The 26,247-nt window shown below is 60.8% G+C and carries 26 protein-coding genes and 2 tRNA genes; 9 read left to right on the top strand and 19 right to left on the bottom strand.

Going from position 1 to position 26,247, the window contains the following annotated elements:
• Window positions 1-95: 95 nt before the first annotated feature.
• Together rraA and ACWHRL_RS07435 are read left to right on the top strand one after the other, a co-directional pair.
• Window positions 96-602 (top strand): ribonuclease E activity regulator RraA, encoded by a 507-nt coding sequence (gene rraA / locus ACWHRL_RS07440; RefSeq protein ID WP_447895858.1) that lies wholly within the window; start codon window positions 96-98, stop codon window positions 600-602.
• Between the two features lie 59 nt (window positions 603-661).
• Window positions 662-2,548 carry a glycerophosphodiester phosphodiesterase family protein gene (locus ACWHRL_RS07435; protein WP_447895857.1) on the top strand — a complete coding sequence of 629 codons (1,887 nt, stop codon included), beginning with the start codon at window positions 662-664 and terminating at the stop codon, window positions 2,546-2,548.
• A gap of 18 nt (window positions 2,549-2,566) precedes the next feature.
• Here ACWHRL_RS07435 and ggt read toward each other — a convergent pair whose 3' ends face one another.
• Window positions 2,567-4,357: a gamma-glutamyltransferase gene (ggt, locus tag ACWHRL_RS07430; RefSeq protein ID WP_447895856.1), complete on the bottom strand. Its 1,791-nt coding sequence runs from the start codon at window positions 4,355-4,357 to the stop codon at window positions 2,567-2,569.
• Window positions 4,358-4,504: 147 nt separating this feature from the next.
• Window positions 4,505-6,886 (bottom strand): phosphoenolpyruvate synthase, encoded by a 2,382-nt coding sequence (gene ppsA / locus ACWHRL_RS07425; RefSeq protein ID WP_447895855.1) that lies wholly within the window; start codon window positions 6,884-6,886, stop codon window positions 4,505-4,507.
• A 276-nt stretch (window positions 6,887-7,162) separates the two neighbouring features.
• Here ppsA and ppsR point away from each other — a divergent pair, with 276 nt between their 5' ends.
• Window positions 7,163-7,996 (top strand): posphoenolpyruvate synthetase regulatory kinase/phosphorylase PpsR, encoded by an 834-nt coding sequence (gene ppsR, locus ACWHRL_RS07420; protein WP_447895854.1) that lies wholly within the window; start codon window positions 7,163-7,165, stop codon window positions 7,994-7,996.
• An 11-nt stretch (window positions 7,997-8,007) separates the two neighbouring features.
• Here ppsR and ACWHRL_RS07415 read toward each other — a convergent pair whose 3' ends face one another.
• From ACWHRL_RS07415 to ACWHRL_RS07400, 4 genes are all read right to left on the bottom strand, one after another.
• Window positions 8,008-8,586: a hypoxanthine-guanine phosphoribosyltransferase gene (locus tag ACWHRL_RS07415; RefSeq protein ID WP_447895853.1), complete on the bottom strand. Its 579-nt coding sequence runs from the start codon at window positions 8,584-8,586 to the stop codon at window positions 8,008-8,010.
• Between the two features lie 99 nt (window positions 8,587-8,685).
• Entirely contained in the window at window positions 8,686-9,696 is a 1,011-nt protein-coding gene (nagZ, locus tag ACWHRL_RS07410; RefSeq protein WP_447895852.1) for a beta-N-acetylhexosaminidase, read from the bottom strand.
• Window positions 9,697-9,761: 65 nt separating this feature from the next.
• A complete protein-coding gene (locus ACWHRL_RS07405; protein ID WP_447895851.1) occupies window positions 9,762-10,289 on the bottom strand; it encodes a L,D-transpeptidase family protein in 528 nt (175 codons plus the stop codon).
• Window positions 10,267-10,944, bottom strand: a complete 678-nt coding sequence (locus ACWHRL_RS07400) for a TetR/AcrR family transcriptional regulator (RefSeq protein ID WP_447528591.1) — start codon at window positions 10,942-10,944, stop codon at window positions 10,267-10,269. The genes ACWHRL_RS07405 and ACWHRL_RS07400 overlap by 23 nt, the downstream gene beginning before the upstream one ends.
• A gap of 219 nt (window positions 10,945-11,163) precedes the next feature.
• Between ACWHRL_RS07400 and lexA the strand changes: the two genes are divergently transcribed.
• On the top strand, window positions 11,164-11,838 hold the full coding sequence (gene lexA / locus ACWHRL_RS07395) for a transcriptional repressor LexA (RefSeq protein ID WP_447895850.1): 675 nt from the start codon (window positions 11,164-11,166) through the stop codon (window positions 11,836-11,838).
• 64 nt (window positions 11,839-11,902) lie between these two features.
• On the opposite strand, the gene purU is transcribed toward lexA, so the two are convergent.
• The gene (gene purU, locus ACWHRL_RS07390) at window positions 11,903-12,757 is read right to left on the bottom strand and encodes a formyltetrahydrofolate deformylase (protein WP_447895848.1); all 855 of its coding nucleotides are present in this window, start codon (window positions 12,755-12,757) and stop codon (window positions 11,903-11,905) included.
• Window positions 12,758-13,023: 266 nt separating this feature from the next.
• Here purU and ACWHRL_RS07385 point away from each other — a divergent pair, with 266 nt between their 5' ends.
• Window positions 13,024-14,598, top strand: coding sequence for a ribonuclease J (locus ACWHRL_RS07385; RefSeq protein ID WP_447895847.1), 1,575 nt, complete (start codon window positions 13,024-13,026; stop codon window positions 14,596-14,598).
• A 4-nt stretch (window positions 14,599-14,602) separates the two neighbouring features.
• On the opposite strand, the gene moaE is transcribed toward ACWHRL_RS07385, so the two are convergent.
• The 10 genes from moaE to ACWHRL_RS07335 form a co-directional block, all read right to left on the bottom strand.
• A complete protein-coding gene (gene moaE / locus ACWHRL_RS07380) occupies window positions 14,603-15,064 on the bottom strand; it encodes a molybdopterin synthase catalytic subunit MoaE (protein ID WP_447528587.1) in 462 nt (153 codons plus the stop codon).
• Window positions 15,065-15,859 carry a cyclic pyranopterin monophosphate synthase MoaC gene (gene moaC, locus ACWHRL_RS07375; protein WP_447895846.1) on the bottom strand — a complete coding sequence of 265 codons (795 nt, stop codon included), beginning with the start codon at window positions 15,857-15,859 and terminating at the stop codon, window positions 15,065-15,067.
• A 4-nt stretch (window positions 15,860-15,863) separates the two neighbouring features.
• The gene (mobB, locus tag ACWHRL_RS07370; RefSeq protein ID WP_447895845.1) at window positions 15,864-16,382 is read right to left on the bottom strand and encodes a molybdopterin-guanine dinucleotide biosynthesis protein B; all 519 of its coding nucleotides are present in this window, start codon (window positions 16,380-16,382) and stop codon (window positions 15,864-15,866) included.
• A 49-nt stretch (window positions 16,383-16,431) separates the two neighbouring features.
• Complete coding sequence (locus ACWHRL_RS07365) at window positions 16,432-17,661, bottom strand: uracil-xanthine permease family protein (RefSeq protein WP_447895844.1); 1,230 nt, start codon at window positions 17,659-17,661, stop codon at window positions 16,432-16,434.
• 130 nt (window positions 17,662-17,791) lie between these two features.
• A complete protein-coding gene (gene upp / locus ACWHRL_RS07360; RefSeq protein ID WP_447528583.1) occupies window positions 17,792-18,421 on the bottom strand; it encodes a uracil phosphoribosyltransferase in 630 nt (209 codons plus the stop codon).
• A 79-nt stretch (window positions 18,422-18,500) separates the two neighbouring features.
• A complete protein-coding gene (gene ung / locus ACWHRL_RS07355; RefSeq protein WP_447895843.1) occupies window positions 18,501-19,184 on the bottom strand; it encodes a uracil-DNA glycosylase in 684 nt (227 codons plus the stop codon).
• 1 nt (window position 19,185) lies between these two features.
• Complete coding sequence (gene gpt, locus ACWHRL_RS07350) at window positions 19,186-19,665, bottom strand: xanthine phosphoribosyltransferase (protein ID WP_447528581.1); 480 nt, start codon at window positions 19,663-19,665, stop codon at window positions 19,186-19,188.
• A gap of 8 nt (window positions 19,666-19,673) precedes the next feature.
• Window positions 19,674-20,219, bottom strand: coding sequence for an adenine phosphoribosyltransferase (locus tag ACWHRL_RS07345; RefSeq protein WP_447528580.1), 546 nt, complete (start codon window positions 20,217-20,219; stop codon window positions 19,674-19,676).
• A 38-nt stretch (window positions 20,220-20,257) separates the two neighbouring features.
• A complete protein-coding gene (locus ACWHRL_RS07340) occupies window positions 20,258-21,556 on the bottom strand; it encodes an NCS2 family permease (protein WP_447895841.1) in 1,299 nt (432 codons plus the stop codon).
• 160 nt (window positions 21,557-21,716) lie between these two features.
• On the bottom strand, window positions 21,717-22,337 hold the full coding sequence (locus tag ACWHRL_RS07335) for a riboflavin synthase subunit alpha (RefSeq protein ID WP_447528578.1): 621 nt from the start codon (window positions 22,335-22,337) through the stop codon (window positions 21,717-21,719).
• Between the two features lie 419 nt (window positions 22,338-22,756).
• Here ACWHRL_RS07335 and ACWHRL_RS07330 point away from each other — a divergent pair, with 419 nt between their 5' ends.
• From ACWHRL_RS07330 to ACWHRL_RS07315, 4 genes are all read left to right on the top strand, one after another.
• Entirely contained in the window at window positions 22,757-23,800 is a 1,044-nt protein-coding gene (locus tag ACWHRL_RS07330; protein ID WP_447895840.1) for a methionine ABC transporter ATP-binding protein, read from the top strand.
• A complete protein-coding gene (locus tag ACWHRL_RS07325; RefSeq protein ID WP_447895839.1) occupies window positions 23,781-24,434 on the top strand; it encodes a methionine ABC transporter permease in 654 nt (217 codons plus the stop codon). Before ACWHRL_RS07330 ends, ACWHRL_RS07325 begins: the two co-directional genes overlap by 20 nt.
• A 104-nt stretch (window positions 24,435-24,538) precedes the next feature.
• Window positions 24,539-25,333 carry a MetQ/NlpA family ABC transporter substrate-binding protein gene (locus tag ACWHRL_RS07320; protein WP_447528575.1) on the top strand — a complete coding sequence of 265 codons (795 nt, stop codon included), beginning with the start codon at window positions 24,539-24,541 and terminating at the stop codon, window positions 25,331-25,333.
• 96 nt (window positions 25,334-25,429) lie between these two features.
• Window positions 25,430-25,909 (top strand): GAF domain-containing protein, encoded by a 480-nt coding sequence (locus ACWHRL_RS07315; RefSeq protein ID WP_447528574.1) that lies wholly within the window; start codon window positions 25,430-25,432, stop codon window positions 25,907-25,909.
• 65 nt (window positions 25,910-25,974) lie between these two features.
• On the opposite strand, the gene ACWHRL_RS07310 is transcribed toward ACWHRL_RS07315, so the two are convergent.
• Together ACWHRL_RS07310 and ACWHRL_RS07305 are read right to left on the bottom strand one after the other, a co-directional pair.
• A tRNA-Val gene (locus ACWHRL_RS07310) sits at window positions 25,975-26,051 on the bottom strand.
• Window positions 26,052-26,075: 24 nt separating this feature from the next.
• A tRNA-Val gene (locus tag ACWHRL_RS07305) sits at window positions 26,076-26,152 on the bottom strand.
• Window positions 26,153-26,247: the final 95 nt, after the last annotated feature.

Genomic DNA, 26,247 nt, shown 5'->3' with positions numbered 1-26,247 from the left:
TTTTTGCCGCCCTGAGCCGATGACCGAACGCCCCGCTCCTTTTACGAGGACGGGGCGTTTTTTATGCTCACCCTCATCCATTCAAGGAGCACTTCATGTCGACCACCGCTGCACCTGCTTTAAACATCGTGACGCCGGACCTTTGTGATGCCAACCCCCAGGTGGCCGTTCTCGATCCGCTCTTCGTCAATATGGGCGGTGTCGAGGCCTTTTACGGGCGCGTGCGTACGGTCAAATGCTTCGAGGATAATTCCAGGGTAAAAGAGGCGGTTGCCGAGCCCGGCGAAGGCGCGGTCCTGGTGGTCGATGCCGGCGGCTCTTACCGCTGCGCCATGCTGGGCGACATGCTGGCCGAGCAGGCCGTCAAAAACGGCTGGGCCGGTGTTGTGATGTTCGGCTGCGTGCGCGATGTGGATATTCTGGCGACGCTTTCGCTCGGCGTTCAGGCGCTGGGTAGCCATCCACGCAAAAGCGAGAAAAACGGCGAAGGCCAGCGCGATATCCCGGTCACCTTTGCCGGTACCACCCTCCAGCCCGGCCAGTGGCTCTACGCCGATAACAACGGTATTATCGTGTCCGACGCTGCCCTGGCCCTCTCTTAGGCCGCTTGTCCGGCGCGAGTCAAACGCCGCGCCTGCACTCACTTCAAAAGCTCCTTTTTATGCCGCCGCTGACCACCCTGGGCCACGCCCTTTATCGAACGCTGAAAGACCACCTAAGACCGCTAATCGCTTATCACCTGATCTATACGCTGCTGGCGTCGGCGCTGGTGCTGCCCGCCATTGGCTGGGTGTCGCAAACCCTGCTTTCAGCGCTCAACCGCACGGTCATCACGACCGAGGCACTGGTCGCGCTGCTTTTTAGCCCGTTGGGTTTGTTAACCCTGTTGGTGGGGCTCTGGTTCGCCTTTTTGCTGATTTACTGGCAGCAGGCGGGCATGCTGCTGGTCGCCACCCGGGCCCGGGGAAACCACTACCGCTTGGCTTTTGAAGCGCTTTGGCTGAGCACCCGGCGTCTGCCGGCCCTTGCTGGATTGGTCATCGTTCAGGTCAGCGCCCACCTGTTACTGCTCGCCCCCTTCATGCTCGGGCTTACCTGGCTATTCGATCTATTTCTCAGCGATCTGGATCTCTACTACCTGCAGCGCGTTCGCCCGCCGGTGCTTTGGTACTTCATTGCCTGCGCGCTGCCGTTGGTCTTGATATGGGCGAGCCTGGCGGCCTGGCTCTATCTTCGCTGGATGCTCGCTCTACCGCTGGTAGCCGTCGAGCAGCGCTCGCCGCTGGCCGCGCTTAGGCAGAGCGTGCCGCTCACCCGGGGCGGGCGGCGCTCGATCGGCGCGGCGGTACTGATACTGCTGGTGCTGATCGTGGCGCTTCCGGTGCTCGTCACCTTACTTTTCGATTTGATCGTCACGCCGCTTTTGTGGTGGCTACCCGAGCGAAGCGCCGTACTGATCCCGGCGATGCTTGCCTATCTCACCGGCTATGTGCTGATCACCCTGACCATTACCTTTCTCGGCATTGCCACCAACGCCCTGCTTTCGGCGTGCCTCTACCTTCAGCTGGCCTGCCGCGAGCCCCACCCGGCGCCCAGGGAGGGCAACGCCAACCCCGGCCGCCTAGCCTGGGCGGTCGAGGCCTTCGTGCTGGTATTTGCCGCGCTACAAGCCTGGTGGATTCTCAACAGTTTCGAGCTGCGCGACAACGTGGCGGTAATCGCCCACCGGGGAAGCTCCATGGTCGCGCCGGAAAACACCCTGGCCGCCGTGCGTCAGGCGCTCAAGGACCGGGCGGATTTCGTGGAGCTCGACGTGCGGTTAAGCGCTGATGATGCGGTACTTCTGTACCACGACCGAAGCCTTACACGGCTGACCGGCGACCCCCGGGATTTTAATGATCTGACCCGCGAGGAGCTAAGCGGCTTCGACGTGGGCAGTTGGTTCGGCGACGCTTTCATCAACGAGCCCATTGCCGGGCTCGATGAAACGCTGGCGCTGGTGCGTGGCAAGGCGGGGCTGATGATCGACATGAAAGCCTTACCCCGGGACGAGCAGCGCCTGGCCCAGGCCGTACTGGATGCCCTCGATGCGGAGTCGGACATCCGCTACCGCTGCTGGGCGACCCAGCCAAGCGCGCTCGATGGCATGAGCGAATGTGGCTTTCCCCACGCGCAGATGGATATGCGCGTAGCCACCACGACGCCGGGAATCGTCACCTTCATCAAGGAGCAGGCGCCGGCGCTTCGTGTGACGCTTCTGGCCCAGTTGATTTTGCCGGGCACGCTCGACCGGCGCAGCTTCGACGCGCTAGGCCTTCGCCACAACCGCATCACCCAGCATGAGATCGAGCTCGCCGCGCGCTACGGCTACGAGATACACGCCTGGACGGTCAACGACCGCGCGCGGATGTCGACACTGATCGATCTAGGCGTGGATGCGATCATTACCGACTACCCGGACCGGCTGAGCATGCTAATAGAAGACCGCCATGCCTTGAGCGATGGCGGTCTGATACTAGTAAAACTACGCAACTGGCTGCGCGAGTAACTTGACCTAAAGGCCGGCCTACTCGCCCATCACGACGCCTTCACGGCGCGGGTCGGCGCCGCCAAACAGCGTGCCGTCTTCCAGGCGACGGATCGCCTGAAGACCACTGGTCAGCTCGCGCTCGCTGACGCTATGCCCGCGCTGGGTGAGCGACTCGATGGTCGCCTCGGGAAAGCGTCCTTCTTCGAGCCAGACATCGCCGCCAAGCGTGACCGCGTGGGGCAGGTTCAGCGCTTCCTGGGCGCTCAGGCCCCAGTCACGCATGGCCAAAAGCGTGCGTGCGGTGTAGTGAATGATCGCCGCACCGCCGGGCGAACCCAGGCTTGCCACGAAATCGCCGTTGTCGTGATCGAACACCAATGTCGGGCTCATGCTCGAACGTGGCCGCTTGCCGGGCTCGACCCGGTTGGCCACCGGCTCACCGTCGACTTCCGGCTCGAAGGAGAAATCGGTCATCTCGTTATTGAGTAGGTACCCGCCGGCCAGGCCCGTGCCGCCGTCGGCCATGATGCGCGAGCCAAACGCCTGCTCGATGGTGGTGGTCATGGCCACCGCGTTGCCCTCTTCATCGACGATACTGATGTGGCTGGTGCCGTACTCGGGCTGGGTGGGCTGGCTTGCATAGCTCACCTCGAACTCGCCGGGGTTACCAGGCTCGGCGCTCTCGCCCATGCTGGTTTCCTCGATCAAACGGCTGCGGCTTTCCAGGTACTCCGGGGCGAGCATCAGCGACCAATCGCCCCCTGGCGCCTCGACGAAGTCCGGGTCGGCGATATAGCGGCCACGGTCGGCAAACGCGAGCCGCGACGCTTCTAAAAACTGATGCAGCCAGCCGCTGCTCGCCGCGCCGTTATCCAAAGGCGCCTCGATCATCGGCTGGTACTCCAGCATGCCCAGAATTTGCATGACGGTCAGGTGCCCCGAGGACGGTGGCGGAAAGCCGCAGACATCCCACTGCTGCCAGGGCGTGCAGATCGCCTCCCGGGTGATGCTTTCGTAACCGCTCAAATCCTCCAGGCTCATTTCCCCCGGGCGGGTATGGTGATTTTGCACCCGCTCGACCAGGTCCTGGGCCACGTCGCCTTCGTAGAAGGCGCGGCTGCCTTCGCTTGCTATCCGGCGAAGCAGTGCGCCCAGCGCCGGGTTGGTCAGCGTCTCGCCCACCGCCAACGCCTCGCCTTGCGCGTCGTAGTAAAACGCCCCGGCGAGCGGGTCATCGCGCAGTGCCGGGTCTTCGTCAAGGCTTGTGTGCAGGCGCTGGCTCACTTCGAAGCCCTCCTCGGCCAACGTAATCGCCGGGACGAAAAGCGTCTCCCAGTCGAGCTGGCCGTGGGCGGCGTGGGCGGTTTCGAGCATTTTCAGCGTGCCGGGTACACCGACCGAGCGCCCGCTCACCACCGCGTCCATGAACGCCAGCGGCTCGCCATCTTCTATGAACAGCATCTCGTCCGCCGCCGCCGGGGCGGTCTCGCGACCGTCGAAGGCGTCGATATCGTTGCCATCGAAGTGCATCAAAAAGGCCCCGCCGCCGATGCCGCTGGATTGCGGCTCGACCAGCGTCAATACCATCTGCACGGCGATGACCGCGTCGATGGCGTTACCGCCGGCTTCAAGAATTTGCCGGCCGGCATCGGTGGCCAGCGGGTTGGCGGCGGCGACGGCGAATTTATCGTTCGCCCAGCCGGGCTTCTCTTCATAGCCCGAGCCCACTTCCGGGGTCACCGAGGGCGCTTCGTAGGTAAAGCCAAAGCTGTAGAGCGGAACCAGCAATAAGCCGGTCAAGGGCAGCGTCGCCCGTAGTGGCAGCATGATCACTCCTGAGATATTTCGAGGCCGAAGCCGGCGTTTTCTTGAGCGGGAAAAGGTGTTGGCTTACTCACCTGACAGGTTAGCCTATAAAACGCGTGCGCCCGGCACAATGGCCGGGCGCATTAATCGCTGAATTGACAAGGCTGCTTAGGCGATGGTTTCCCCGGCCAGCATGAACCAGGTCTCCAGCACCGCATCCGGGTTGAGCGATACCGAGTCGATACCCTGCTCCATCAGCCACTTGGCAAGGTCCGGATGATCCGACGGGCCCTGCCCGCAGATCCCCACGTACTTGCCCTGCGCCTTGCACGCCTGGATCGCCATGGAGAGGAGTTTTTTCACCGCTTCATTACGCTCGTCGAACAGGTGCGCGACGATGGCGGAGTCACGGTCGAGCCCCAGGGTAAGCTGCGTCAGGTCGTTGGAGCCGATGGAGAAGCCGTCGAAGTGCTCGAGGAACTCATCGGCGAGCAGCGCGTTGGCGGGCAGCTCGCACATCATGATGACCTTGAGGCCGTTCGGGTCAGCCGGGTTGCGCGCCAGCCCGTTGGCGGCCAGCAGCTCCACTACGTCGCGCGCCTCGGTCGGGGTGCGCACGAACGGCACCATGATTTCGACGTTCTCAAAACCCATGGTGTCGCGCACGCGCTTGAGCGCACGGCACTCCAGCTCGAAACACGGCCGGAAGGCGTCGGAAACATAGCGCGAGGCGCCCCGGAAACCCAGCATGGGGTTCTCTTCGCCGGGCTCGTAAAGCTTACCGCCGATCAGGTTTTCGTACTCGTTGGATTTGAAATCCGAAAGCCGCACGATCACTCGCTGGGGGTAGAACGCCGCGGCCAGCGTCGAGATGCCTTCGACGAGCTTGTCGACGTAGAAGCTGACCGGGTCGTCGTAACCCGCGGTGCGCGCGTCGATCACCTGCTGCAAATCCGGCGTTTGACGGTCGTACTCCAGCAGCGCCTTGGGGTGCACGCCGATCATACGATTGATGATGAACTCGAGCCGGGCAAGCCCCACACCGGCGTTGGGCAAACCGGCGAAGCCGAAGGCGCGATCCGGGTTACCCACGTTCATCATGATCTTGAACGGAATCTCGGGCATGGCGTCGACGCTTGAAACCTTGCATTCGTAATCGAGAATGCCTTCGTAGACGTTGCCGGTGTCACCTTCGGAGCAGGAGACGGTGACGTCGATGCCTTCGCGCAGCTGGGTCGTGGCATCGCCACAGCCGACCACGGCGGGGATACCCAGCTCACGCGCGATGATCGCCGCATGGCAAGTACGCCCGCCGCGATTGGTGACGATCGCCGAGGCACGCTTCATAATCGGCTCCCAATCCGGGTCGGTCATGTCGGTGACCAGGATGTCGCCGTCGTTGATCTTGTGCATCTCGTCCGGGCTGAGCACGATTTTCACCGTACCGCTGCCGATACGCTGACCGATCGCCCGGCCGGTGATCAGCCGGCGCCCTTTCTCCCGGAGATGGAAGCGCTCGAGCTTGCCGCCCTCCTGCTGGGAAACCACGGTTTCCGGGCGCGCCTGAACGATGTAGAGCTTGCCGTCGTCGCCGTCCAGCGCCCACTCGATATCCATGGGCCGCTGGTAGTGCTTTTCGATGGTGACCGCCTGGCGGGCAAGATCCATGATCTGCTCATCGTTGATACAAAAGCGCCCGCGATCAGAGAGTGGGACGTCGACGGTTTCGACGGACTTTCCGGCGCTGGCACTTTCACCGTAAACCATCTTGATCAGCTTGGAGCCCAGGGTGCGGCGCAGCACCGCCGGGCGCCCCGCTTCCAGGGTGGGTTTGTGAACGTAGAACTCGTCCGGGTTGACGGCGCCTTGCACCACGGTTTCACCCAGCCCCCAGGAGGCGGTGACGAATACCGCATCGCGATAGCCCGACTCGGTGTCCAGGGTGAACATGACCCCAGAGGCGCCGGTTTCCGAGCGCACCATTTTCTGCACGCCCGCGGAAAGCGCCACGTTCTCGTGGGCGTAGCCGCGGTGCACGCGATAAGAAATCGCCCGGTCGTTGAATAATGAAGCAAACACCTCGTGTACGGCGCGCTTGACGTTGTCGAAGCCTTCGATGTTGAGGAAGGTTTCCTGCTGGCCGGCAAAGGAGGCATCCGGCAGGTCTTCGGCGGTAGCGGAGCTTCGTACGGCGGCTTTCAGGTTGGGGTGGCGCTGTTGCAGGGCGGCGTAGGCATCTGCCAAGGCGTGCTCGAAAGCGGGCGGTAAGGGCGTATCGATAATCCACTGACGGATGGTACTGCCCGCCTGTGCAAGCGCCTTGACGTCGTCGACGTCCAAACGCGTCAGCAGCGCGTTGATCCGGTCGTTGAGGCCCTCGAAAGCGAGAAATTCACGGTAGGCGTGCGCGGTGGTGGCAAAGCCGCCGGGCACGGTGACACCGGCGCCCGCAAGATTGGAGATCATTTCACCGAGCGAGGCGTTCTTGCCGCCTACTCGCTCGACGTCGTTCATGCCCAGTTGATCGAACCACACAATGTACTCTTGCACGCAACACCCCTTTTAATTATCGACCGCGGGTTGAACCACCCGACCGGGTCTCGCCAGAGCGGGTCGGTCAATTTCATTGAGCGTGTCACCCTATCACCGCCCCCTCGTATTCGCCATTAGTCTAACCGCGAAGTCAGTGAAGGTTTTTTACAACACGGCGAGAATTGAAGCGCTTTCTGTAGTCGCCTGCTCCATAGCGGCCTGGCCCGTTGTGCTTACGACACCCAACGGTGAGAATAGCGCTTCACGCATCGAGGTGATCAACGGGAGAAAAGCATGAAGCGTACGGCATTTTTTATTTCCGACGGAACGGGGATCACCGCCGAGAGTTTGGGGCGTAGCCTTTTGGCGCAATTCAGCGGTGTCGAGATCACGATGCTCACCAAGCCCTATATCGACTCGGTCGAAAAAGCCCAGGCGCTCGCCAATATCATCGACGCCACCGCCAACCGCGACGGCCAGCGCCCGATCATCATCGACACCATCGTCGATCAGGAAATTCGCGACGTCATTCGCCAGGCCCAGGGCTTCAAAGTGGATGTGTTTTCGACCTTTTTGGCGCCGCTGGAGCAAGAGCTCGAGACCCACTCTTCGTATAGTGTCGGGCGAACCCACGCCATTGGCAGCGACGATGTCTACATGGATCGCATCCACTCGGTACACTTTGCCCTCGACAACGACGACGGCGCGCGCACCCACCAGTACGATCAGGCGGACGTCATTCTGGTCGGCGTTTCGCGCTGCGGCAAAACGCCAACGTCGCTTTATCTTGCGCTGCAGTTCGGCATCCGCGCGGCCAATTACCCGATCACCGAAGACGATCTCGACGAGGACGGCAGCTTGAAACTGCCCAGGGTGCTCGCCCCGCACCGCCACAAGCTCTTCGGGCTGACCATCGACCCGCGAAGGCTTTCGGCCATTCGTAACGAGCGCCGCCCCAACAGCCGTTATAGCTCGATCGACCAGTGCGTGCAGGAAGTGGAGCAGGCAAGCGCGCTTTACCGCACGCTTGGCATTCCGTTCATCGATACCACCCGCTTCTCGATCGAGGAGATCTCCACGCGCATGATCGCCGAAACCGGGCTAACGCGGCGTTTTTCGCCCCGCTAAAGGGGTAAGGCTCATAGCCCCTTGGGCGCGAAGATACCCGGGGCGTTGCGCCAGTAACCCTTGTAGTCCATGCCGAAACCGAACACGTAACGATCCGCCACTTCCAAGCCGCAGTAGTCGGCCTTGAGCCCCGGTATCGCCTTGCGGTCGTGCTGTTTATCGACCAGCACGGCGGTGGTGACGCTCGCCGCTTGGGCCTGTTGGCAGTAATCCAGAATCGCCGCCAGGGTCGAGCCTTCGTCGAGAATGTCGTCGATGATCACCACATGGCGTCCGGCCATGGGTACTTCCGGCGAGACCCGCCAGAAAAGCTCGCCACCGCGCAGTTCGTTGCGGTAGCGCGTAGCGTGCAGGTAGTCGACTTCCAGCGGAAAGCCCAGCCGGGTCAGCAGATGGCCGGTGGTGATCAGCCCGCCGTTCATCACGCAATAAAACACCGGCAGCTTGTCGCCCAAATCCCGCGTGATGGCTTCGGCCATGTGATCGAGGGCCTCCTCGACCTGCGCCTGGGTGATCAGGCAGTCGGCGTTATCCATCAGCGCACGCATTGAATCCAGGGATTCAAGGGCTTCTTTATCGAGTTTGTTCATCGAAGGGCTCCGGTATCAAGCGATCAAGGTTCAAAAAAATAAAAGCGCCGGCGGTATATCGGCGCTTCGAACGAGAAAAAGGTTTTAAGGCGGCGCGGGCTAGTCGGCCAGCTCACCCAGGCGTGCATTGGCGCGGCGCCAGCGCTTGAGCGCGTGTAACGCCGCGAGATCCGGCCGGGCGCGGGCGTAGCGAAGCTTGCCGGCGCGCTTGCTCTCGATACCCTGACAGTGCGCGACCACCTCGAGCGCGGCGCCACGATCATTACATACCAGCAGCATGTCGCAACCGGCGGCCAGTGCGGCCCGGGCTCGCTCCACCGGCCCGCCGGCCACGTGGGCACCGGCCATGGTCAAATCATCGGAGAAGATCGCCCCCTTGAAGCCCAGCGACTCTCTGAGCATCCCGAGCCAGTTCGGCGAGAAGCCCGCAGGGCGCTGATCGAAAGCGCTAAAGACCACATGGGCGGGCATGACGCCGTCGAGCTGGGCGGCCAGCCGCGTGAAAGGCACCAGGTCCCGCGCCTTGAGCTCGCTTAGCGGGCGCGGATCGTCGGCAACGCTATGATGGGTGTCGGCTTCGATGCCGCCGTGGCCGGGAAAGTGTTTGCCCACCGCGGCCATACCCGCCTCGTGCAGGCCCTGAATGAAGCGTCCGCCGAGCTCGGCGACGTGCTCGGGGTCCTGGCTGAAGCTTCGATCGCCAATCACGCTGGAGACCCCGCTTTCGACATCGAGCACCGGGGCGAAGCTAATATCGAGCCCACAGGCCGCCATCTCCATGCCCAGCAGCCAGCCGGCATCGATTGCCAGCTGTATCCCGGCATCCGCGTCTTGGGCGTAAATCTCGCCAATGCGCGCCATCGCGGGAAGCCGTGTAACGCCTTTTTTGATGCGCTGAACGCGCCCGCCTTCCTGGTCGATGCCCAGCAGCAGATCGGGCCTTAGCCGGCGAATACTTTGGCAGAGCGCGCTGACCTGCTCGGCACTTTCTACGTTGCGCGCAAACAAAATGACCCCGCCCACGGCGGGGTCGGCCAGCAGGGCTTTTTCGGCTTGCGTGATAGCGGGCCCTTCGAGGTCGAGCATGACCGGGCCTGGCGGTTGCGTCATCGGCTTGCATCCAATAAAACGGCCGCCAATTCTAGTCGATCGGCGGCCTTAAACAAAATCCGGCGTTAAAGCCCCGAGGCGTTGAGCCAGACCGGCGTGCCAGGGGCTGCGAAAGCGAACACTGCGAACAGGTCGTCATTGCGCAGGCGAATGCAGCCGTGGGAGGCGGCGATACCCATGGGTTGGTCCGGCGGCGTGCCGTGCAGATAGATATAGCGGCGCTGGGAGTCGGTCTGGCCTGCGCGGTTAACGCCGCGCTCGAGCCCGCAAAGCCAGAGAATTCGCGTCAGAATCCAGTCGCGGTGCGGATTTTGCGCGCCCAGCGCCGGGGTAAAGACTTCCCCGGTGAAGCGCCGCCCGCGAAACACCGCGTTTTCCGGCAGGCCTTCACCAATGGCGGCGCGCACGTAGTGCCAGCCTTGGGGCGTCTGACCACTGCCCTCGTTTTGCCCTACGCCGTTTTCACCGGTCGAGACAGCGCACTCGTGTACCACCGCTTGACCCTGCCAGCAGCGCAGGCGCTGGGTGGCGAGATCGACCTCGAGCCAAGGGCCATCGGTGGGAGGAAGCTCAGCCAGATTGGGCGTCGGCATACGCAGACTCCTCCAAAGCGGGGGGAAGCGGCGCGTTCATGGCGGAAACCACCACCGGGCGTAGCCGCCGGACAAGATCGCGCACCGAGACCTGCTCGTTGTACTCCTTGGCGGCAATATCGCGCAGCGCATCGAGCCCGGAAAGCGTGAAGATCACCGTGCCCAGCATGAAGTGAAGCCGCCAGAAGCGTTCCGCGTCGGGAAGCTCCGGCGTTGCCCGACGAACGAGCTCGACGAAACGGGTGAACACATCGCCGTACTGCTGCTGTATATAGCGGCGCAGGTGCCCCTGGGCCTGGCTATAGGCCAGACCCAAAAGGCGCATGAAAACCTTGAGGCTATTACGCTCGGCGGGCACCGTCAGCACCGTGGTCGCCATGGCCTCGAGCAGCACTTCGAGGGGAATGTCATCCTCGCCGTAGCGCTCGTGGAGTGCGTCCAGCGCTTCGTGAAAGCGCTGGCTGAAAGGATCGAGATAGCGCGCGAATACGGCCTGGATCAGCGCTTTCTTGGAACCGAAGTGGTAGTTCACGGCGGCCAGATTCACCCGTGCCTTGCTGGTGATATTACGAAGCGAGGTCTCGGCAAAGCCGCGTTCAGCGAACAGCACCTCCGCAGTATCCAGGATACGCGTGACCGTATCAGATTGCGCCATGGCGCCCTCCAGAAAAACGAGTGTTTAAAACATCGCAAAATAGTAGGCCATTAACGCGCCAGTCTCAATCGCAAGAAAAGGTGAACTCCCCTCCTCAATGCCCGAACGGCTTTATAATCCGTGGCTTGAGTCATATACTGGACAGAGGAACATACTGTATACTTAAACACATATATATCGAGTCACCTTTTTAGTTACCCTTTTACGCTGGAGTCAGACATGTCCCGTCCTCTTACAGTACGTCAACAGCACGTTTTTGACTTTATCGTTAAAACCATGAATGAGCTCGGCTACCCGCCTACCCGGGCCGAGATCGCCAAAGCGCTGGGCTTTCGCTCACCCAACGCGGCGGAAGAACACCTTCGCGCCCTCGAGCGCAAAGGCGCGATTCGTATCATTCGCCACACTTCCCGGGGTATTCGCCTACCCAACCAGGAAGGCACCGAAACCAGTGAGCCGGCGCCGGCTGCCAACGAAAACGGCGAAACGCCGGCAAACGGCTTGCCCATCATTGGCGAAGTCGCTGCGGGCAACCCGATTCTGGCCGCCGAGCACATCGACCGCTACTGCCCGCTTCCGGCGGACTACTTCACGCCCAAGGCGGACTACCTGCTGCGCGTGCGCGGGCTTTCGATGAAAGATATCGGCATTCTGGAAGGCGACCTGCTCGCCGTGCACCGCACCGAGCGGGTACGCGACGGGCAGATCGTGGTGGCACGCCTTGAAGACGAAGTCACCGTCAAGCGCTTCAAGCGCGACGGCCATCAGGTAACGCTGCTGGCTGAAAACAGCGACTTCGACCCGATCGAAATCGACCTGCGCACTCAGCAGCTCGATATCGAAGGCGTGGGCGTAGGCGTGATTCGCGGCGGCAGTGGCCAAGCGCTCGGCTAAGCCACTCGCCTGTATGAACGTCGTATAAAAAGCGGGGGGCACTCATCAGTGCCCCCCGCTTTTTTTAGTTAAAGACGACGGTCTTGTTGCCGTCGATCAGCACCCGGTCTTCCAGGTGCCAGCGGATTCCCCTCGCCAGCACCGATTTTTCCACGTCGCGGCCAAAACGCACCAGATCCGTCGGGGTATGGCAGTGGCTAACCCGATGAATGTCCTGCTCGATGATCGGGCCGGCATCCAGCTCCTCGGTCACGTAGTGGCAGGTCGCACCGATCAGCTTAACGCCCCGCGCGTAAGCCTGGTGGTAAGGCTTGGCACCGGCAAACGAGGGCAAAAAGCTGTGATGGATGTTGATGACCTGGCCTGCGTAGCGGCTACAAAGCGCCGGCGGCAGAATCTGCATGTAGCGCGCCAGCACGATGCAGTCCGCTTTGAGCGCCTCGATTTGCGCCTGTACCGCATCGAACGAGGCCTGCTTGTCGCCTGGGTCGACCGCAATGTGAAAGTAGGGAATCTGGTACCACTCACTCAGCGCGCGCATATCCGGGTGATTGGAGATGATCCCCACGATGTTGCAGTCGAGCTCACCCGCCTGCCAGCGGTAAAGCAAGTCGACCAGGCAGTGGGACTCTTTTGAGACCATGATCACCACGTTGCGCCGCTTTTGCGTATCCACCAGCGCCCACTGCATGTCGAAGGCGCTGGCGATCGGCGAGAACGCCTCTTCGAGCGCCTCGGCAGTCATACCGATGGAATCGGCAAGGATCTCGTAACGCATGAAAAACCGACCCGTTTGCAGATCCGAATGCTGGCTTGCCTCGGTGATGGAGCCGCCGTGCTGGGCGATGAAACTGGAGACACGCGCCACAATGCCCACTTGGTCCGGGCAGGAAACCACTAAACGGTAGTAATGCGACATAAATACACTCAATATAAACACGATTTTAAAAATGCCAGGCCTTGTCCGCCATGAAGGGGGTCGTAGCGCTGTGCAAGGGCGCTAGTGTAGCGCAAGCGGGCCTGGCTGGCATCGCCATGATTGTTAGCCGCCCCCGCCTTACCGTATAGTTAAAGCCTTACTTTTCAGGCTGTTCATAATCAATGGATCCATCTCGCGTTCAACTTCGTCCCCGCCGCCGTCCACCCTTGCGCATACTGCCGCTTGGCGGCTGTGGTGAAATAGGAATGAACCTGACGCTTTATGGTTATGACGGCCACTGGATCGCCATTGATTGCGGCATGATGATTCGCCAGGATCTGCCCAGCGCCCCGCTTCAGGTACCCAATACCCAGACCCTGGCCGAGCTCGACATCACCCCACAAGCGCTTTACATCACCCACGGCCACGAAGACCATATCGGCGCGGTCGCCTGGCTTTGGCCGAAGTGGCAGTGCCCGATTTACGCCACCCCCTTGGCCGCAGGCCTTCTACGCCACAAGTTTGCCGAGCACAGTTTAAGCAGCGCCGCCATTCACGTGATCGAACCCAATGAGGCGCTGGAGCAGGGCCCGTTCACGCTTCGCTATCTGTTGATGACGCACTCGATTCCTGAAAGCTGCGCCATCATGATGCTGGCCGGCGGCTACCGGGTGCTCCACACCGGCGACTGGAAGCTCGACCCCGCGCCGCTGATCGGCCCGAGCGTCAATCCCGCACACTTTCAGGCACTGGCGCCGCTAGATCTCGTCGTCGGCGACTCGACCAACGCCCCGCTCCCCGGTACCGCAGGCAGCGAAGGCGATGTCGCAAAAGCGCTCACCCGAACGCTAAAGGCGTGCAAGGGCCGCGTCGTGGTCTCCTGCTTTGCCAGCAACCTGGCGCGCGTGTGGGCGATTGGCCAAGCGGCGGCGCAGAGTGGACGACGGGTGAGCCTGATGGGCCGCTCCATGGAGCGTATGGTGGGTGTCGCCCGTGGGCTTGGCTATCTGGACGACTTCCCGGCGCTGGTCCCACCCCAGGATTTGGGCTACCTGCCGCCGGATGAAGTCGTCGTGATCGCCACGGGCAGCCAGGGCGAGCCCCGTGCAGCGCTTCAGCGCTTGGCCCAGGGACGCCACCCCTTCATGGACCTGGAAGCGGGCGATAACGTGATTTTCTCCGCCAAGGCCATTCCCGGCAACGAACGCCCGATTGCCCAGCTCAAACGCCGCTTTACCCAGCTAGGCGTGGCGCTTTTTGACGAAACCAACCACCCGGAACTCCACGCCACCGGCCACCCCGCCCAGGAAGAGCTCAAAACGCTCTATCGTTGGATAAGGCCCAAGGCACTGCTGCCAGTTCACGGCGAAGCGGTCCATCAAAAGGCCCATCAGGCGCTTGCCGAAGAACTCGGGGTCAAGGCGCCACTCGCCCCGGTCAACGGCGATATGCTGGCAATGGACAACGAAGGCATTCGGGTCGAGGCGCGCTACCCGCAGCTGCCCCACGTGGTGGATCAAAACAGCGTGACGCCTCACCCAGGCCTTGGGGCAGAGTCGAACAGCGCCCGGCGCGGCACGCTGTTTCTGGCGCTGCCGGTATGCGCCACCGATACGGGCTGGCAGCGTATCGGCCGCTTGATGCTCGACGCGAGCGGGGCAAGCCCCATCGATGAAGAGAGCTTTAGCGACTGGCTCGACGAGCGCCTCGATGAGATACACGCCGACACCCTGGCCGAGCTTCGCGAGGCGCTTACCCCCGGCATGGTTCAATGGCTGGGGGAACACTGCCAGCACATGCCGGAAGTCCATCTTCAGATCATGGCGACCGAAGCGCCTTGACGTGTCACCAGCGCGCCGCGTCCTGCTGGTCGCTTGCGCGCTCCTTCACCCAGTAATCCCCCTGGGTGGAATGCTCCTTTTTCCAGAAAGGCGCGCGAGTCTTTAATATATCCATGATGAAATCGCAGGCGCTGAACGCGTCTCGCCGATGTGCACTGGCCACCAGCACCCGCACGATTGGGTCGCCGGGATGTAGCTGCCCTACCCGATGGATGATCACCACCTTCTGCAGCGCCCAGCGCGACAGCGCCTCTTCGCCAATCTCGTAAAGGGCGCGCTCGGTCATTCCCGGATAGTGCTCAAGGGTCAGTCCGGTCACCTCGGGGGTCTCGTTGAAGTCACGCACCAACCCGGTAAAGGTCACTACGGCGCCGATGTCAAAGCGATTTTCAAGTGCCGCGGTATAGCCCTCGTCGAGGCTAAACGCCGCCTCCTGTATGGCCACACTAATCAATGAGTCGCTCATTCAGCCCCCGGTCACCGGTGGAAAAAAGGCAATCTCGTCACCGTCGGTGATCGGCGCGGTGTCGTTGGCCATCACCTGATTGATGGCGCACAGCGTACGCTGCTCCTTCAATACGCTAAAACGCGTATCCTTCTCGGTCAGCACCGTTTTGAGCCCGGCTACATCGCGGCTTTCAAACTCATCGAGGGAGAACGATACCTCGCTATGCCCAACCCGCTCACGAAGCTCGGCCAAAAACTTGACCCGCACGCAGGGCGATACCGTACAGCGCTCGCCGACACTTACCTCCCCCGGCGTCCCTTCTCCGGTCACGATCGGCGCCGCGTTACGTTGATAATCGCCGCGTACGCCGCCGCGCTTGCTCTCGAGCTGAATCGCGTCGATGCGCATCTCCTTATCGACGGCCTTGCACATATCGTAAAGTGTCAAGCACGCCACCGAAACCGCCGTCAGCGCCTCCATCTCGACACCGGTGCGCCCATTTAACCGGCAAAGCGCGTGTACATCGACCGCGCCCTCCTGCCAGTCGATATCGAAATCGATGCTCACTTTGCTCAGCGCCAGCGAATGGCACAGTGGAATCAGATCGGACGTGCGTTTAGCGGCCTGGATACCCGCAATGCGTGCCGTGGCCAATACATCGCCTTTGGGCAGTTCACCGTCGCTCAAAAGCCTTAACGTTGCCGGAGCCATGACGATGCGCCCCGACGCCACCGCTTCCCGGCGCGACGCCTCTTTATCGGCGATATCCACCATGTTGGCTTCGCCTTGGGTATTCAGGTGGGTCAGCTGCATATCGTTACCTTTTGTCGTCACGGGACGCGCTGGACCACTGAAGGATCCAGCGCGCAATCTCATCGATGTTATCAAGGTTTAGCCGCGGGATAGAAGCGTCCAGCGTCTCGGGCGGCGCCCCTTTTAGCGCCACCGCTTTTACACCGTCGCTTTGCAGGATATCCGGGTCGCCGATACCGTCGCGATAGAGAATCAATTTGGGTAGCGGCCACTCCTTGAAGCCTTCGACGATGACCAGGTCCGGCGCGTGGGCGGTCATCAGTGAAAGCAAATGGCCAAGGTCCGGCTCGTCCTGGCCCGGTGTCTCCTGCATCAAGGCGTAGCGCCGGTGTGACGCTACCAGCATGGGCGCGGCACCGGCCTCGCGAAGCCGGTAGCTATCCTTGCCGGGCTTGTCGATGTCGAAGTTGTGGTGGGCGTGCTTGATCACCCCTACATCGAGCCCCGCCTCGCGCAAGCGCGGCAGAAGCTTCGTCAAAAGCGTGGTCTTACCCGTCGAGCTCCAGGCGGCTATGCCGAGCACGGGAAAAGGCGTTTTTATCAGTTCCAGAGAGATCTCCTTTGACCCAACCTCATGCAAGCTCTTTTTCCGGTGGCAGCAGCGCGTTCAGCGCAATACCGACAAGCGCGGCCAAACTAACGCCCTGTAGGGTAAACTGCCCGCCGCCGAACTGCATACCGCCAATCCCGAAGACCAGAATAAGCGAGACGACCACCAGGTTGCGCGGCGCGGTGAGCGACTGCCCCGCACGCACCAGCGTATTCATGCCCACCACCGCAATCGAGCCGAACAGCAATGTCATGATGCCCCCCATGACCGGACCGGGAATGGTCTGCAAAAGCGCGCCCAATTTGCTGATGAAGGCCAGCAAAATGGCCAGCACCGCCGCCACGATCATGTACACCGGATTGAACGCCCGGGTCAGCGTGACCGCGCCGGTCACTTCAGAATAGGTGGTGTTGGGTGGCCCGCCAAACAGCGCCGCCACGCAGGTCGCCAGGCCGTCGCCCAACAGCGTACGGTGAAGCCCGGGCTTTTCCAGATAGTTTTCCCGGGTGACCGAGCCGATCGCCACCATGTCACCAATATGCTCGACCGCCGGGGCGATGGCCACGGGGATCATGAACAGTATCGCCGCCCAGTGAAAGCTCGGCGCGGTAAAGGCCGGCACCGAAAGCCAGCGCGCCTGGTGAATGGGAGTGAAGTCCACCACCCCCATGACCAGCGAGAGCGCGTAGCCGGTAGCGACCCCACCCATGATCGGCACCAGGCGCAAAAGCCCGCGGCCGAACACCGCCAGCACCAGCGTGACCGCCAGGCTCGCCATGGAGAGAAAGATCGCCTGACCATAGCCGATGTTATCGCTGGTTTCCCCGGTCGCCATACTCACCGCCACCGGCGCCAGCGCCAAACCAATCACCATGATGACCGGCCCTACCACAACCGGCGGTAACAGCCGATTCAACCAGCCCGTGCCTTTAATACGCACCACCTGAGAGATAACGGTATAAACGATACCGGCGGCCATCAGCCCGCCAAGCGTGGCAGAGACGCCAAAGCTTGCAATCGAGCCTTGAATAGGCGCGATAAACGCAAATGAGGAGGCCAAAAAAACCGGCACACTCTGTTTGGTCACGCTGTGAAAGACCAGCGTGCCGACGCCGGCGGTAAACAGCGCAACGCTTGGGTCGAGCCCGGTCAATAGCGGTACCAGCACCAACGCGCCAAAGGCGACGAACAACATTTGCGCCCCGGTCAACAGCGTCTTGGGCCAGCCATCTGGCGATGATTCAGTGCTCATGCAGCGTCCTTAACGTTCATTTTGTCGCCCATCAGGGCAGGCTTGTCAGGGGGATGGGTACCGGGGCGTTTGTCACGCCCAAAAAAATGCCCCCGACGCAAAGCGTAAGGGGCATTTCAAGGCAGCGCGCTTAGCGCGTGCCGAATATTTTGTCGCCGGCATCGCCAAGGCCCGGCACGATATAGCCGTTTTCGTCGAGGCGCTCATCGACGGAGGCGGTGTAGATCTCGATATCCGGGTAGTCCTTCTGTACGCGCTCGATGCCTTCGGGGGCTGCAACCAGCACGATCACTTTCATGCTGTCGCAGCCCCGCTCGCGTAGCATATCCAGCGTTGCCACCATCGAGCCACCGGTCGCGAGCATCGGGTCGATCACGATCGCCATACGCTCTTCGATGTCGTTGGCGAACTTGGCAAAGTACGGTACCGGCTGAAGCGTCTCTTCATCGCGGTAAAGTCCGACGACGCTGACCCGGGCGCTGGGAATCAGGTCGGTGACCCCTTCGAGCATGCCAAGGCCTGCGCGCAGAATCGGCACGACGGTCACCTTCTTGCCTTTCAAACGCCGCGTCGCGATGGCTTCGCCGTTCCACCCTTCGATCTGATGGTCTTCGACCTCGAGATCCTTGGTGGCCTCGTAGGTCAGTAGCTTGGCGACTTCGCCTGCCAGCTCGCGAAAGCTCTTGGTGCTCAAACCGCCTTCCCGCATGAGCCCCAATTTATGCTGAACAAGCGGATGATCAATGGCGTGGACACTCATGAAACTACCTCACTGCAGGGTTAAAAGCGCTCGGCTAGCGCAAAATTGCGCGCCATTCTACCCCCAACCGCCCCCAAGGTTAAGGGGTAGCGGGTAATTGCCATTCGATTACCGGGCGCCCCTGCTCGGCCAGAAACTGGTTCGCCTGGGAGAAGTGACGATTACCCAGAAAGCCGCGGTGCGCGGAAAGCGGCGACGGGTGCGGCGATTCCAAAATCAAATGACGCGTTCGATCGATCAGCGCTTTCTTCTGGCGGGCGTGACTGCCCCACAGTAGAAAAACGCAGGGCCCGGCGTGTTCGCTGACCGTTTTGATCGCCGCATCGGTAAAATTCTCCCACCCCTTGCCCCGGTGGGAGGCCGCGTTGCCCTTCTCGACCGTCAGGGCGGTGTTCAAAAGCAGCACCCCCTGCTTCGCCCAGGGTTCCAAAAAGCCGTGGTTTACCCGCGTGAAGCCCACATCGCTTTCAAGCTCTTTGTAGATATTGAGCAGTGACGGCGGCACCTGAACCTCGGGCTTGACCGAAAAACAGAGCCCGTGGGCCTGGTGGGGGCCATGGTAAGGATCCTGGCCCAGAATGACGACTTTTACCTCTTCCAAAGGCGTGAGCTCGAAGGCGCGAAACCAGTTGGACGAGTGCGGATAGATGACCTTTTTAGCCGCTTTCTCATCGGCCAGAAACGCTTTTAGCGCGGCCATGTAATCCGCTTGGAACTCCTGGCCGAGCCAATGGCTCCAGTCCTTGGGTAGAGGGTCGGTCATGTTACTTCTTCAATTGATCGGCGAGCGGTTCGACATAGGCGATGCCCATGTCCCAGGGAAACTGGATCCAGCAGTTCTGGCCCACTTCCGTGAGGTACTGATCGACCAACGGGCGGCCGTCGGGCTTGGCGTAAATGGTGACGAAGTGGGCATTGGGCAGCATTTCACGCACGGCCCGGGCGGTTTTACCGGTATCGACCAGGTCGTCCACTAAAAGCCAGCCCTCGCCGTCGTGGTCCACGCCCTTCATGATATCGAGCCCGCCCTGGTCCATATGATCGTAGCTTTTGATACAGACCGTGTCGATCAGACGGATATTGAGCTCGCGCGCGATCAGCGCGGCAGGAATCAACCCGCCCCGGGTGATCGCTACGATACCCTTGAAATCGCGCTCGATCAGTTGGTGGCAAAGGGCCCGAACGTCGCGATGGATCTGGTCCCAGGAAACCGTGAAGTGCTGGTGGTAGCGTTCGCTGCTCATGAGAGGCATTACTCGTCTTCGTTAAATGAACACACCGCGAACACGCCAAAGCCAGCGTCGCGAATCTTTTGAGAGCCGCCGAGTTCGGGCAGATCGACGATCGTCGAGGTCTCGACTACCTGACCACCACAGCGCTGGATCAGGTTGGCGGCGGCCAGCATCGTGCCACCGGTCGCGATCAAGTCGTCCATCAGCAAAATCCGGTCGTCCTTTTCGAACGCGTCGGAGTGAAGCTCCACTTCCGCGGCGCCGTATTCGAGGGTGTAGGTTTCGCTAATCGTCTTGAACGGAAGCTTGCCCTTTTTACGCACCGGTACGAAGCTGCAACCAAGCTCATAAGCCAGCGGTGCGCCGATGATGAAACCGCGCGCGTCGATCGCCGCAATGGCATCCAGATTCATGTCCTGATAGCGGTGTACGAAGCTATCGATCAGTTTACGAAAGGCTGAGCTGTTTTGTAGCAAAGGCGTGATGTCACGAAAATTGACACCCTGCTCGGGCCAGTCGGGAACCGTGCGAATAACGGACTTGATGTAGTCGCCGTAAATGCTCATCGCGTCTCTCATTGGTTAATACAAAGCCGGGCCAACGCCTAGCCGAAAAATACGAATTTCACCGCAAACAGCAGTGCCAGAACGATCACCGCCGGATTGAGGTCCTTGAAGCGCCCGGACAGCGTCTTGATACCGACAAAGCTCATAAAGCCCAGCGCGATGCCGTCGGCAATCGAGAACGTCAGCGGCATGGCAATCGCGGCGATCAGGACCGGCGCGGCGTCGGTGGGATCTTCCCAGTTGGCATGGGCCAGGCTACCCGCCATCAGCACCGCCACGTACAAAAGCGCGCCAGCGGTGGCGTAGGCCGGGATCGAGCCCGCCAGCGGGGCGAAGAACAGGCTGATCAAGAACATCACACCCACAACCACGGCGGTCAACCCCGTGCGCCCGCCGGAAGCAATACCCGCGGTGGATTCGATATAGCTGGTGGTGGTCGAGGTACCCAATACCGCACCGGACATGGAAGCCGTGCTATCAGCCATCATGGCGCGGCCAATGCGCGGAAGCTTGCCGTCTTTATCCAGAAGCTTACCGCGATGGGCAACGCCCACCAGCGTGCCGGAGGTGTCGAACAAGTCCACGAACAAAAAGGCAAAGATGACGCTGAGCATCGCCACGTCGAAAGCGCCGGCCAAATCCATCGCCATGAAGGTCGGCGCGATGGACGGCGGCATCGACATCAGTCCGCCGTACTCGTTATGCCCCAGGAGCATGGCCGCAACGGTCACGCCCAGAATACCGATCAGTACCGCCCCGGTAACATTTAAGTAGGCAAGCGCGGTAATCACGAAAAAGCCGAGCAGCGCGTAAATGGCCGAAGGCTCGGAGAGATCGCCCATCGCGACGAGCGTTGCCGGATTGGCAACGACGATACCGGCGTTTTTAAGCGCGATCATCGCCAGAAAAAGCCCGATACCGGCGGCAATGCCCAAGCGCAGCGAAAGGGGTATGGCGTTGATGATCCATTCGCGGATCTTGAAAATACTCAGCAGGAAAAAGGTCAGACCCGAAAGAAATACCGCCCCGAGCGCAGCTTCCCAGGTATAGCCCATGCCCAGCACCACACCGTAGGTGAAGAAGGCGTTGAGCCCCATACCCGGCGCCTGAGCAATCGGATAGTTGGCCCAAAGGCCCATGACGAAACAGCCAATGGCCGCCGCCACGCAGGTCGCCACGAACACCGCGCCGTAGTCCATCCCCGCTTCCGACAAAATGCTCGGGTTGACGAAGATGATGTACGCCATGGTCAAAAAAGTGGTGATGCCCGCGATCACCTCGGTTTTGACGTTGGTATTTTGCTCGGTGAGCTTGAAGTAGTTGTCCAAACCTTTCATATCGTTTTGTTCCCTGCGCCCGGTGATGCGAGAAAAGCCGCACAGTCTACCGAAAGCCCGAAAGCGATGCGAGCTTCGGCGCGCAGCCGATGAGTGCGGGCTTCCCCGCTCTGATTCTCCAGCAATTTTCAGGCCACTACTTAACCAACTGGTCAAAGCCTCAAGCGCGCGCCGCCAGCACCCGCTCGACGGTTTCCACGATGACCTGGGTTTGCGGGTCCACTTCGATGTTGACCTGGGCGCCGGGCAGGCGCTCTTTCAATACCGTGCGCTGCAGCGTTTCGGGAATCAGATTGACGCTGAACTCGATGTTTTCGCCCGCCGGGCGCACATCCCCCACCGTGAGACTGATACCGTCGACGCCGACATAGCCCTTCTCGAAAACGAAGCGCCCCAGGGTTTTGGGCAGCGAAAACCACAGCCGCCGGTTGTTGGGCGCCTCGTCGATACCCACCACATCCGCCATGGCGATGATGTGCCCGGACATGGCGTGGCCACCGATCTCGTCGCCAAAGCGCGCGGCGCGCTCTATATTGACGCAATCGCCAACGCTCACTGCACCAAGATTGGTCAACCGCAGCGTCTCGCGCATGAGATCAAAGCTTACCTGGTGGCCGTCGATGGCGGTAACGGTCAAGCACACACCGTTATGCGACACCGAGGCACCAAGCTCGAGCCCTTCGCAAAGCGCTGGCGAAAGCTCGACTACATGGGTTTGAAACGCTTCGAGCTCACGGATTTCGACAACCCGGCCAACGCCTTGCACAATGCCTGTAAACATCACTCCCCCTAACGCCCTGCGGGCCTGAACGTGTTGCAAACCGCTATTATCGCCTTTAACCCGCTTCAAGCTAAAGGGCCGAGTAGGGTTTATTGACCAGGGCGAGTACGGCTGTCGTTTTTTCGAGCGCCTAACGGGCTCTAAAACGCCGCTTTGTGCGTCGAATCCTTTCGATTTGGCGCAGGTGGCGTTTTCGCGCCACTTTAATTGACAAGCTGACAGGCCCTCTCTAGACTCTCGCCGCTAATAGTTTAGACGCCGATTTATACCCGGATTGCGGGCGTCCACCAGCCAAGTGCGGTGAAGTGCAGCTAAAAGGGTGTGTCCAGCGTCGATGGCCACCCCAAGGGGTGGCCTTATTTATTTTAAGCCCCTCCCCCTGCACCTCACGTTTTTGGCCTCACGTTAAGGCAGACGCCATGATAGAACTCAAAAACGTCAGTAAAACCTACGGCAGCGGCCCCCGCGCGGTCCACGCCCTGAAAAATGTCGATTTAACCGTTCCCCGGGGCGCCATTCACGGCGTGATCGGCCTGTCCGGCGCGGGCAAGTCAACGCTCATCCGTTGCGTCAATCTGCTCGAGCGGCCCAGCGAAGGTAGCGTGTTGGTCGATAACCGCGACATCACTCACCTTAGCCGGGGCGAGCTCAATCGGGCCCGCCACCGCATGGGCATGATCTTTCAACACTTCAACTTGCTGACCACCCGCACGGTCTTCGACAACGTCGCCCTACCCTTGGAGCTGATGGGTGAGAAGCGCCGCGGGATCAAAACCCGCGTGACGCCGCTTCTGGAAATGGTCGGCCTGGCGGACAAGGCAACGATGTACCCGGCCCAGCTCTCCGGCGGGCAGAAGCAGCGCGTGGCGATCGCCCGGGCGCTGGCGAGCAACCCCCACGTGCTGCTATGTGACGAAGCGACCTCCGCCCTCGACCCGCAGACGACCAGCTCGATTCTCGAACTTCTGCGCGATATCAACCAAAAGCTCGGCATCACCATCTTGCTGATCACCCACGAGATGGAGGTGGTGAAGTCGATTTGCCACCGGGTGAGCCTGATTTCCGGCGGCGAGCTGGTCGAAGACGCCGACGTAGGCGACTTCTTTACCGCCCCGACCACGACCCTGGGCCGCGAGTTTCTCAACGACTTCTTACAGCTAAGCCCGCCCAAGGAGCTCACCGCGCGGCTAAGCGACGTGCAAAGCCCCGACAGCCACCCGGTGGTGCGCCTGACGTTTTCCGGCGACGCGGTTTCGACGCCGCTGATTTCAAGGCTTGCCCGAGAGTGCGACGTCGACGTGAGTATTTTGCAGGCCAAGGTGGAGTCCATTCAGGAGCGCACCCTGGGGCTGATGATCGCCGAACTGCTCGGTAGCGCCGAGCAGACCCAAAAGGCAATGACCTATCTTCAAGCGCATCAACTACAGGTAGAGGTACTTGGCTATGTCCAGCGCGATGTTTGATCTTATCTGGCAGGCAACCCTGGACACGCTCTATATGGTGGCCATCTCCGGGGCGATCTCGACGCTGCTTGGCCTGCCGCTGGGTGTACTTCTCTACGTAACCCGCCCACGTCAGATTCTGGCCATGCCGGTGCTCAACCACGTGCTCAGCCTCGTCACCAACGTCGGCCGCTCGATTCCGTTCATCATTTTGATGGTGGCGATCATTCCCTTCACACGGATGCTGGTCGGCACCTCGATCGGCATCAACGCCGCCTCGGTACCGCTGACGATCGCCGCCATCCCTTTCGTTGCCAGGTTGATCGAAGGGGCGCTCAACGAGCTCTCTCCAGGTCTTGTGGAGTCCGCCCAGGCGATGGGCGCCACCCCTTGGCAGATCATCTGCAAGGTGCTGATCCCCGAGGCCCGGGGCGGTATCATTACCGGCCTTACGATCACCGTGGTCACGCTGGTCAGCTATTCGGCCATGGCCGGTGCGGTCGGCGGTGGCGGCCTGGGGGATTTAGGCATTCGCTACGGTTACAACCGCTTCAACCCGACCATCATGCTGACGACGGTGGTGATTCTGGTGGTGATGGTGCAAGGCTTTCAAAGCCTGGGCGACTACCTTGTGCGCAAAAGCGATCGCAAGTAGCCAGGCATTGAATAAAATCGCTATCGCCCATATAACCTTAAAGAATTATGCGCGGATTTTTTATTGCTTTAATATCGTCACTATTCGCTTACAGGAGAACTCGCATGAAAAAACAGCTACTCACCGGACTGACCGCTTTGACCCTGGCCGTTAACGTGGCCAACGCCCAGGAAGCCCGCAGCATCAAGATGGGCACCGTGGCCGGCCCGGAAACCGAGGTGATGGAAGTTGCCGCGCGCATCGCGAAGGATGAGTACAACCTGGACGTCGAGATCATCGAGTTCACGGATTACGTGACGCCTAACGCCGCCCTTGCCGACGGCAGCCTCGACGCCAACGCGTATCAACACGCGCCCTATCTTGAAACGATGAACAATGATCGCGGCTACGACCTTACGGTTGCCGGCTACACCTTCGTTTATCCGATCGGCGCCTATTCGGAAAAATTCGACAGCATCGCTGACCTGCCGGACGGCGCGCAGATCGCCCTGCCCAACGATCCGACCAACGAAGGCCGTTCGCTGATTCTGATGCACAATGAAGGGTTGATTACCCTCAATGACCCGGAGAATCTCGAAGCCACGCCGATCGATATCGCCGAAAACCCGCGCAACTTCCGCTTCCGCGAAATAGAAGCCGCGCAGCTGCCGCGCGTACTGCCGGACGTGGACATGGCGTTCATCAACAACACCTTCGCCCAGCCGGCTGGCCTGAGCCTGGAGGATGCGCTGGTTCGGGAAGGCGCCGAGTCCCCTTACGTCAACCTGATTGCGGTGCGTAGCGGCGACGAAGAGCGCGAAGAGATTCGTCAAATGGTCGACGCTTACCAGCGCGACGAAGTCATCGAAAAAGCCGAAGAGCTCTTCCAGGGCGGCGCCGTGCCGGGCTGGATCGAGTAACTCCCCAAGGCAAACTACCCAACGCCTCGTTTGGCGTGCTTTGAATGCACAAGGGCCGGCCGCAAGGCCGGCCTGCTCGTTTATAAGGAAAATGACATGGCTTACGTAGATTACGCCCTACTCAACCGCCAGCTCGACGCCCTGCTGGACACCTCCGATTGGCTGACCAACAGCGCCCAGACCAGCGCGTTCATCATGCAGTCGCTGGGTTCGCTCAACTGGGTCGGCTTTTACCTTCAACGCGAGCCCGAGGTGCTGCATTTGGGGCCGTTCCAGGGCAACCCCGCCTGCAACCCGATCCCCTTTAGTAAAGGCGTTTGCGGGGCAGCGGCGCGCACCCAAACCACCCAACGGGTAGACGACGTACACGCCGTTGCCGATCACATTGCCTGTGACGCTGCCTCCCAGTCGGAGCTGGTCGTGCCCATCGTGGTCGACGGCGCGGTATGGGGCGTTCTGGATATCGACAGCCCCGAGCTTAACCGCTTTAGCCAGGAAGACCAGGCGGGCATCGAGGCGCTGGTAGCGACCTTTATTCGCAAGACGACGCTTACGGCTCAAACGCTGGCGGTTTAAACCTTGATCACATAAGCGCCCCAACGCAAAACGCCCCGACCTTTCGGCCGGGGCGTTTTTAAATTTGGTAGGACCAGGCGGATTTGAACCGCCGACCTCTACGATGTCAACGTAGCGCTCTAACCAACTGAGCTATGGTCCTTCAAGCAGGCACTTTAAAGCAAAATGGTAGGACCAGGCGGATTTGAACCGCCGACCTCCACGATGTCAACGTGGCGCTCTAACCAACTGAGCTATGGTCCTTCAGTGCGGTGCGTATTCTACTTCTTCACAGCGTAATTGCAACCAGTTTTTTACCTCACGACATTTTCATAGGGTGTTGAAAAGAAAGTTCTCTT

It is taken from the genome of Vreelandella sp. GE22 (assembly GCF_968212445.1).
This window is presented reverse-complemented; position numbering and strand designations above follow the sequence as displayed.

What these genes read in the sequence shown, in the direction of transcription:
- rraA (WP_447895858.1), top strand. Translation starts at nt 96, where the DNA reads ATGTCGACCACCGCTGCACCTGCTTTAAACATCGTGACGCCGGACCTT.
- ACWHRL_RS07435 (WP_447895857.1), top strand. Translation starts at nt 662, where the DNA reads ATGCCGCCGCTGACCACCCTGGGCCACGCCCTTTATCGAACGCTGAAA.
- ggt (WP_447895856.1), bottom strand. Translation starts at nt 4,357, where the DNA reads ATGCTGCCACTACGGGCGACGCTGCCCTTGACCGGCTTATTGCTGGTT.
- ppsR (WP_447895854.1), top strand. Translation starts at nt 7,163, where the DNA reads ATGAAGCGTACGGCATTTTTTATTTCCGACGGAACGGGGATCACCGCC.
- ACWHRL_RS07415 (WP_447895853.1), bottom strand. Translation starts at nt 8,586, where the DNA reads ATGAACAAACTCGATAAAGAAGCCCTTGAATCCCTGGATTCAATGCGT.
- nagZ (WP_447895852.1), bottom strand. Translation starts at nt 9,696, where the DNA reads ATGACGCAACCGCCAGGCCCGGTCATGCTCGACCTCGAAGGGCCCGCT.
- ACWHRL_RS07405 (WP_447895851.1), bottom strand. Translation starts at nt 10,289, where the DNA reads ATGCCGACGCCCAATCTGGCTGAGCTTCCTCCCACCGATGGCCCTTGG.
- ACWHRL_RS07400 (WP_447528591.1), bottom strand. Translation starts at nt 10,944, where the DNA reads ATGGCGCAATCTGATACGGTCACGCGTATCCTGGATACTGCGGAGGTG.
- lexA (WP_447895850.1), top strand. Translation starts at nt 11,164, where the DNA reads ATGTCCCGTCCTCTTACAGTACGTCAACAGCACGTTTTTGACTTTATC.
- purU (WP_447895848.1), bottom strand. Translation starts at nt 12,757, where the DNA reads ATGTCGCATTACTACCGTTTAGTGGTTTCCTGCCCGGACCAAGTGGGC.
- ACWHRL_RS07385 (WP_447895847.1), top strand. Translation starts at nt 13,024, where the DNA reads ATGAACCTGACGCTTTATGGTTATGACGGCCACTGGATCGCCATTGAT.
- moaE (WP_447528587.1), bottom strand. Translation starts at nt 15,064, where the DNA reads ATGAGCGACTCATTGATTAGTGTGGCCATACAGGAGGCGGCGTTTAGC.
- moaC (WP_447895846.1), bottom strand. Translation starts at nt 15,859, where the DNA reads ATGCAGCTGACCCACCTGAATACCCAAGGCGAAGCCAACATGGTGGAT.
- ACWHRL_RS07365 (WP_447895844.1), bottom strand. Translation starts at nt 17,661, where the DNA reads ATGAGCACTGAATCATCGCCAGATGGCTGGCCCAAGACGCTGTTGACC.
- upp (WP_447528583.1), bottom strand. Translation starts at nt 18,421, where the DNA reads ATGAGTGTCCACGCCATTGATCATCCGCTTGTTCAGCATAAATTGGGG.
- ung (WP_447895843.1), bottom strand. Translation starts at nt 19,184, where the DNA reads ATGACCGACCCTCTACCCAAGGACTGGAGCCATTGGCTCGGCCAGGAG.
- gpt (WP_447528581.1), bottom strand. Translation starts at nt 19,665, where the DNA reads ATGAGCAGCGAACGCTACCACCAGCACTTCACGGTTTCCTGGGACCAG.
- ACWHRL_RS07345 (WP_447528580.1), bottom strand. Translation starts at nt 20,219, where the DNA reads ATGAGCATTTACGGCGACTACATCAAGTCCGTTATTCGCACGGTTCCC.
- ACWHRL_RS07340 (WP_447895841.1), bottom strand. Translation starts at nt 21,556, where the DNA reads ATGAAAGGTTTGGACAACTACTTCAAGCTCACCGAGCAAAATACCAAC.
- ACWHRL_RS07335 (WP_447528578.1), bottom strand. Translation starts at nt 22,337, where the DNA reads ATGTTTACAGGCATTGTGCAAGGCGTTGGCCGGGTTGTCGAAATCCGT.
- ACWHRL_RS07330 (WP_447895840.1), top strand. Translation starts at nt 22,757, where the DNA reads ATGATAGAACTCAAAAACGTCAGTAAAACCTACGGCAGCGGCCCCCGC.
- ACWHRL_RS07325 (WP_447895839.1), top strand. Translation starts at nt 23,781, where the DNA reads ATGTCCAGCGCGATGTTTGATCTTATCTGGCAGGCAACCCTGGACACG.
- ACWHRL_RS07320 (WP_447528575.1), top strand. Translation starts at nt 24,539, where the DNA reads ATGAAAAAACAGCTACTCACCGGACTGACCGCTTTGACCCTGGCCGTT.
- ACWHRL_RS07315 (WP_447528574.1), top strand. Translation starts at nt 25,430, where the DNA reads ATGGCTTACGTAGATTACGCCCTACTCAACCGCCAGCTCGACGCCCTG.